Source organism: Streptomyces sp. NPDC057271, from assembly GCF_042668715.1.
Classification (GTDB): Bacteria; Actinomycetota; Actinomycetes; order Streptomycetales; family Streptomycetaceae; genus Streptomyces.
In genome coordinates, this window is record NZ_JBHUYJ010000194.1 from 1 (window position 1) to 5951 (window position 5951).

General features: G+C 70.9%; 4 protein-coding genes, 1 tRNA gene and 1 pseudogene. 2 read left to right on the top strand and 4 right to left on the bottom strand.

Going from position 1 to position 5951, the window contains the following annotated elements:
• Positions 1-183: 183 nt before the first annotated feature.
• A complete protein-coding gene (locus tag ACFUJR_RS38455; protein ID WP_383180727.1) occupies positions 184-3351 on the top strand; it encodes an FG-GAP-like repeat-containing protein in 3168 nt (1055 codons plus the stop codon).
• Between the two features lie 115 nt (positions 3352-3466).
• Positions 3467-3539, top strand: a tRNA-Lys gene (locus ACFUJR_RS38460).
• Between the two features lie 249 nt (positions 3540-3788).
• On the opposite strand, the gene ACFUJR_RS38465 is transcribed toward ACFUJR_RS38460, so the two are convergent.
• The 4 genes and pseudogenes from ACFUJR_RS38465 to ACFUJR_RS38480 all read right to left on the bottom strand — a co-directional run.
• Positions 3789-4268 (bottom strand): hypothetical protein, encoded by a 480-nt coding sequence (locus tag ACFUJR_RS38465; protein WP_383180730.1) that lies wholly within the window; start codon positions 4266-4268, stop codon positions 3789-3791.
• A 137-nt stretch (positions 4269-4405) separates the two neighbouring features.
• Entirely contained in the window at positions 4406-4936 is a 531-nt protein-coding gene (locus ACFUJR_RS38470) for a hypothetical protein (RefSeq protein WP_383180733.1), read from the bottom strand.
• A gap of 203 nt (positions 4937-5139) precedes the next feature.
• Positions 5140-5322, bottom strand: coding sequence for a hypothetical protein (locus ACFUJR_RS38475; protein ID WP_383180736.1), 183 nt, complete (start codon positions 5320-5322; stop codon positions 5140-5142).
• Between the two features lie 68 nt (positions 5323-5390).
• A pseudogene (locus ACFUJR_RS38480) lies at positions 5391-5852 on the bottom strand (site-specific integrase); the annotation flags it as partial.
• Between the last annotated feature and the right edge of the window lie 99 nt (positions 5853-5951).

Below are 5951 nucleotides of genomic sequence, written 5' to 3' on the forward strand. Positions count from 1 at the left end.
GGGACGACACCTCGTTGTCGTACGGGCCCTGCTTCTTTGAACGGGTTCGAATCGGGCTGCCGGGGGTCGGTCGCTGCTGTTACTGTCGGCCTGTTGACAGGGGCGAGCGTCGGCCAGGGGGCCCGGCGCGGGGGTGTTCCGCCCTGTCTCCTCACCTTCAGGTTTCCCGGGGAGGGACCCTTCTTGCCACGCTCTTCACGCGCGCGTGACCGCCGCGCGGGTACGGCCGTTCTGGCCGCAGCACTCATCGCCTCGGTGATCGGCGCGACGCCGGCCGCCGCCGTACCGACCGCCGTACCGACCGCCGTGCCCGCCGCCGTCGCGCCCGGTGACCAGCTCGACATCACGCCCAACTGGCGGACCGTGCCCCGGCAGTCGACGGTGAGCGCCGTCAGCGCCGGCGGGTACGTGCACGAGACCGAGGACTCCGACGAGCACTCCGGCGGCGAGCGCCACTGGACCGACTTCGCGACCGGCGCGACCGTGTCCCTCGGGTACGGCTCCGGCAACCCGTCCTTCGCCGAGGCCGGTGTCGGCGGGCGGTACGCGTACGTCGAGCGCGGCGCCGGCAACCACTACCTCCGCGACCTCGCCACCGGTACCGAGCAGCCGCTGGCGATGCCGCGCGACGCGAGCTACCGGGGTCTGCTCGGCGACACCCTGCTCTTCCAGCAGTACGAGTCCGAGGAGTCGTGGCAGACGACCACCGGCTACTACCTGCGGCGCGCCGGGGACGCGACGGGGACCAGGATCCCCGTGACCGGCTTCCCCGCGGGTGCCGACCTGCACATGGCGCGGCTCGTCGCGGGCGACGACACCGCGGCCGTGCTCCGCTTCGGCCGGTCCGCCGACCCGTACGACCTCACCTACCTGGGCGTCGTCGACCTGCGGACCGGGCGGATGACGGTGATCGAGGCGCCGACCTCCGCCGGGGCGAGCATCCTCGTCGCGCCGGTGGCCCTGAGCGCCGACCGGATCGCGTGGGTCGACCGCAACCGCCAGGTGCACCTCCGTGGTCGGTCCGCGCTGGACGGCGCCGAGCGGACCTTCGCCCTGCCCGAGGGCCTGAGCTCCGCCCGTATCGGCCTGGTCGGCGAGTGGGTCCTCGCCGTCGGCGAGGCCGGCGGTACCGGCGCCCCGCTCACCCGGCCCCTGGTCGCGCTGGCTCCCGACGGCCGCTCGCGGACGCTCCTGGAGAAGGCCGAGCCGGAGCTCAACCAGATCGTCGGCGGGGTCGGTGCGGCCGTCGTCGGCGGCACCTCCGCCACGGACTGGTTCCTGCTGAAGGCCGTTCCCGGCAAGGGTGACGGCGCGCCGGTCCTGGAGAAGCTGCACCGCGTCGAGCCGCTGGCGCGAGAGGTACAGTCGCTCGCCCTCGGCGCCGGCCGGCTCTCCACCCTGGAGCGGGACGGACAGCTGGGCCGCGGCTTCTTCGCCCGGACGCTGCCGGTCGGCCCGCTGCACACCGGCCAGTCCGAGCCCGTCGCCGCCGGGTCCGAGGAGCGGCTGGAGAGCACGACGCCGCTGTTCGACTCCGGTGACGGCCGTACGGTCCACCTGGCCCGCGGTACGTCCGGCATGGAGGTGGTCGGGCGGCGTTCCGGCGAGGAGACGGCGCGGGCCGCCACGGGCAAGAACTCCGGCCGGCTGGCGGACGCCTCCGGCCGGTGGGCGGTCTTCCAGGGCGGGCGGCCGAGCATCCCCGGCGACCTCGTCACGGGCGAGGAGACCCTCGTCGTGGACCTGGACGCGGCACCCGGCCGGCCGTCCGTCGTCCGGAAGCAGCCGCAGACGGCGGCCGCCCTGCGGGGCGACACCCTCTTCACCGGTACGGACACGGCCGGCCAGGTGTCCCGTACGGACCTGTCCACGGGCAAGGACCTCGGGACGATCGCGACCGGCGCCACCTGCAGGGCGACGGAGCTTCAGGTGGCGGGCCGCTGGCTGTACTGGTCCTGCGCCCAGTTCACCGCCCAGGGCGTCGTCGACCTCCAGAAGGGCACGAAGGTCGCGCTGCCCAGGGGCTCGTACAACGGTGGCCTGCTGGGCGACGGCTTCGTCGTGGACCAGGGCCCCGGCTCGTACCTCCGGATGACCGACTTCCACACCGGTACCGCCGCCGCGCCCCGCCCGCTGGTGGACTCCGCCCCGGTCCATGGCGCGCGCCGTGAGGCGTGGACCGTGGACCGCTTCGGCGGCGCGGTGGCGTACAAGGACGGCCAGAACCTCGTCCACGCCGTGTGGACCGGTGTCCCCGCCTCCGACCTGACGGCCGTCTCGGCGAAGATCCCGGCGACCGCGCGGGCGACGGACGGCTGGGCGGCGGCCTGGTCGCTGTCGAAGCCGGCGTCGTACTGGCAGCTGACGCTGCGCCGGAAGGTGTCCGGCGCGGTGGTCCGCACGTATGGCGGCCAGGAGACGCGCGGCCGGATCGCGGTCGCCTGGGACGGCAAGGACTCCGCGGGCCGACTCGTCACCGACGGCACGTTCACCTGGACGCTGACCGCCGGCACGGCCGACGGCGAGGGCCAGGACCTCACGGCCTCGGGTGTGCTCTCCGTGACCGGCGGCAGGGTCCTGGGGTGGCGGGACATGGCCGGGGACGACGACTTCGGCGATCTGCTGGTGATGGACACGTCGGGTCTCGTGTCGCTCTACAGGGGCAACGGCTCGGGCGGTCTGGCCACGCGCACCAACGGCACGGGCGTCAGGTTCCCGACCACGGCGCTCCTGGTGCCGGCCGGGGACATGACCGGTGACGGCTGCAACGACGTGTACGGGCGGGTCGGCGACGAACTGCGCATGTACCGGCCGGGCTGCGGGGCGATCGTCTCGGCCTCCTCGCCGTACACGCTGGTCGGCAGAGGCTGGGGCCAGTACGACGTGCTGACGTCGTCCGGTGATGTGAACGGCGACGGCCGGGTCGATCTGATCGCCCGCCAGAAGTCGACCGGTGACATGTACTTCTACCCGGGCACGGAGGGCAGTGCTCTGGGTTCCCGGGTGAGGATCGGCACGAACTGGAAGCTGTACGGGAAGATCGCCGGCGCCGGTGACCTGAACGGCGACGGGCGGGGCGATCTGCTCGGCATGGACGCGTCGGGTGTGCTGTGGCGCTACTACGGCACCGCTTCGGGTGGCGTGACGCCACGGGTGAAGGTCGGTGGCGGCTGGGGCGTGTACACCTCCCTCGTCGGTGTCGGGGACCTCACCGGTGACAGGCGCGCGGAGCTGCTCGCGCGCGACACCTCGGGCAGGCTCTGGCGCTACACGAACCGGGGCAACGGCCTGTACGCGGCCCGCGTCCTGGTCGGCACGGGCGGCTGGTCCGCCTTCAAGGCCCTCTACTGACCCACGCCGTGGGGCCCACCCGCCGCGCCGGGCGGGCCCCACGGAGACGGGGCCGTGTCGGATACCCGATCGGCTCCGGCGATCGATGGGGCTATGCTCGGGTGTGTTGTGCCGAGGGCCGTTAGCTCAATTGGCAGAGCAGCGGACTTTTAATCCGTTGGTTGTGGGTTCGAGTCCCACACGGCCTACCGAGTGCGGGGGAGGGTAAACCCTCTGACCTGCTGCGGAGCGCCCCGACCGGTTTTGACCGGTCGGGGCGCTCTGTCGTTCGGGGGCTCGTGCGTGAGCGGTGCGTGAGCGGGCGAGCGGGTGGAGGGCCGAGCGGGATTCAGGTCCGGCCCGGTGTTCCGCGGTGGACGCCCTCGTCGAGTGCGGGCCGTGGGGCTGGGCCTACGGCCTGGTTCGTCGGTGGCAGCGGTACGGCACCTGGCGGGGTTTCATCCGCCGACGGCCCGGATGATCAGTAGCGGGACATAGAGAACCGCGGCGGCAACGAGTGGGCGGCGCCAGTCCAAGGACGTGTGCAGGTGGACAGGTCCAGTGCCTCTCCCGTTGAGGAGGGCGCTCCGATGCGCCTCGCTCAGGATCCTGCGGGCTCTTTGATGGGTCGGGTACTTGGTGAACGCCCCGATCAATGAGCCGCCGAAGGCTATCGAGCCGAGGGTTCGCCCGTCCCTCAACCGGATGCTCAGCCCATCGTCCACAGTCACGCCGGCAACGTCCTTCCACGCGACCGTCGAGGTCACGAGAACGTTGGTGAGGAAAAGATGCGTCGCCGTGAAGCGGATGGCTGAGTTCCATCCCATCAGCCAGAAGAACAGGGTGAAGGCGGCGACGACCAGGGCCGGCGCGAATTCATCCTGCTCGAAGGCGGCGAGCGCCATCGCGAGCACGTAGAACACGGCTGCCGCTGCCATGGGAAACCAGGTGAAAGAGAGCCGCCTGACCACCTCTGCCCGCACGCCCTTTTCGTGGGGCTTTCCGAGCGCAGCCCGTCCCGGTCTTGCCATTCGTCCATCCGGGCCGCACGGCCGACTGTTCCGCCCGCGCCCCGTCATGCCGAGGCCCCGAGTTCCGTGCGACGCAACTCTCCGGCGGTCAGGGCGCCATACGCCGCCCCGACGAAGAGCATGCCTGGGATCGCGAACATGCTGCGCTGATCACTCTCCAGGACGGCCATGTACTGGCTTTGGGAGACCTCGGTCGTTCCGCGTCCATGGGGAGTCGTGTCGAAGGCGAAGTACCGGCCGGCCTTCATCTCGGCCGCCTGCAAGTTCCCCTCACCGGCTCCGCCCAAGGTCGCCAGCACCACGCCCGAGAGGAACAGCGCACCGAGCGCGACCTGTACCTTGCCCGGCAAGCACCGGAAGGCCAGCCACATGGAGCGTCGGTCCGCTCGCGCCAGTATGAGGCGTGCGACCGCGGCGATGAAGATCGGGAAGAGCGATACCGCGATCGCCGCTACCGGCCATCCCGAGTCCGCCAGGGGCAAGGTCCCCGGCAACCACGTGAGTCCGGCAAGCACAAGAAGTGCCGCGCCCAGCCCGGCTGCGAGGCCCCCGTGCAGTTTGAAGCTCCATCCCATGCATCCAAGGCTGGCACAGGAATGGACCCGTGTAATTGCCGTTCCCCGGCAGAGTCCCGGCTCTCTGCATTCCTGGGGTGCGCCGGTTCAACGGACCCCGGAGTCGGCGAGCGAGCGTACTTGCCGTACCACGGAAGAGAACTGGACCAGTGCGCGAGAGGGTGGATCCGCTGGGCGGTTGGGGCGGGAGGTCGCCGAGATGATCACGACCTCAAGTACTGCCCCAGCTTCATGGCGGCTACCGGCACGCCACCATAGAAGACGCACCGGGGCAAAGACCACGGCTCGTCCAGGAACTGGCCGCCGATCCACCACACCGAGGTCGCGAAGAACCAGGCGGCAATCCAGCGGAGCGAGCTCGGTATTCGGCTCAACCAGTCATCCACGGCATGAGGTTAGTCGGTCCCCCCGAAACGGACGACAGGGAGACAACGCGGAGGGGACAACGGCGAGTTCATCCGCGTTCGGAGAGGGATGACGCCCTGCGTGCCCGGGGGATCAGCGCCGCCGCTGCCTCGGCCACCGCGCGGTCGACCTCAGGGAGGAGGCTCGTGCACGTGTCTGAGGTCAACGTGATCGTGGAGTGGCGGAGGGTCTCCTTGATCGTGTGGATGTCGCCGCCGGCGCCGTGGGTGAGCGTGGCCGAGACGTGGCGGAGGTCCCGCAGGGTGATGGGCGGGAGGTCGGTGGTGGCGAGGATGCGGCGGAAGGTCTCGGAGACGGTCTCCGGGTGGAGCCAGGAGCCGTCTTCCTCGGTGAAGACCTTGCCCGTGTCCTGCCAGGCGGCGCCGGCCTTCTTCCGCTCCTTCGCCTGGCGGGTCTTCTGGGCGCGCAGGACTTCGATGTTCACGCTGTCGAGGGCGATCGTGCCCGCGCTGTCGTCGGTCTTCGGGTCGGACTCGTACGGGTCCCAGCCTAGGCCCAATGCCGGTGACTTAGGTTGTGCCTTGTCGGGTGGTGGTGATGGTGTTCGGTGCGGTTGGTGTCCGGTTGCGGTGCTCGGCCCGTTTGAGCG

What these genes read in the sequence shown, in the direction of transcription:
- ACFUJR_RS38465 (WP_383180730.1), bottom strand. Translation starts at nt 4,268, where the DNA reads ATGGCAGCGGCAGCCGTGTTCTACGTGCTCGCGATGGCGCTCGCCGCC.
- ACFUJR_RS38470 (WP_383180733.1), bottom strand. Translation starts at nt 4,936, where the DNA reads ATGGGATGGAGCTTCAAACTGCACGGGGGCCTCGCAGCCGGGCTGGGC.